Annotated in this window: 1 protein-coding gene; it reads right to left on the reverse strand. The window is 26.9% G+C overall.

The window, feature by feature from the left end; all coding sequences use genetic code 11:
- Positions 1–143 precede the first annotated feature (143 nt).
- Entirely contained in the window at positions 144–656 is a 513-nt protein-coding gene (locus B2W91_RS17450; RefSeq protein WP_291583249.1) for a tetratricopeptide repeat protein, read from the reverse strand.
- Positions 657–694 lie beyond the last annotated feature (38 nt).

Below are 694 nucleotides of genomic sequence, written 5' to 3' on the forward strand. Positions count from 1 at the left end.
TAGATTAAATTTAGGAGTGATACATCTATAATAAGTATAATATTAAATTAAGGTGACATAGAGCCACCTTAATTTAATTCCTTACATCCTCCGAAATAAACAACGAAGATTTTCAGGCATTTTCTATAAAACTTTATTTAATCCTATTTTTCTTTCCCTATAGCAGATATATTTAATTTGTCGTATAGATCCTTGTTTGCTTTAACAAAATCTAATGACATATGTCTGGCCTGCTCTAAAATGCTCTTTGCTTCATCCATTTTATCATGTTCCATAAGGGTTGCTGCACAATCATGATAAGGATCCATATAGTTATAATCCGTAAGTTTCACAGCATTTTTAAGATAATCTATACCCTTTTCAACTTCCCCCAATTTACATAATGTTAAACCTAACCCTTTGTTTGCATATATATCATTGTGATTTATTTTAAGAATTTTTTCATTTATCTCCTTAGCTATAGTATAATTCTTTAACATAAAATTTACATAAGCATAAAGATTTAAAATCTTTATATTGTCCTTTTCTAAATGAACTACTCTTTCTAATAAAAGTTCAGATAATTGAAATTGTCCAATTTCTACTAATTTCTCTGCATTTTCAAATAGATTATCTATATCATTTATAACTTTTATTTCTTCTCTTTTCCTATCCATGGCTACGTAGTATGAACAATATCTATTTTCCTTATATA

The sequence above is a fragment of the Clostridium sp. UBA6640 genome (genome assembly GCF_002455975.1).
In the GTDB taxonomy this organism is placed as follows: Bacteria; Bacillota; Clostridia; order Clostridiales; family Clostridiaceae; genus Clostridium_J.

Bases quoted from the DNA above. Each gene is read 5' to 3' on its own strand.
- B2W91_RS17450 (WP_291583249.1), bottom strand. From the start codon at position 656: ATGGATAGGAAAAGAGAAGAAATAAAAGTTATAAATGATATAGATAAT.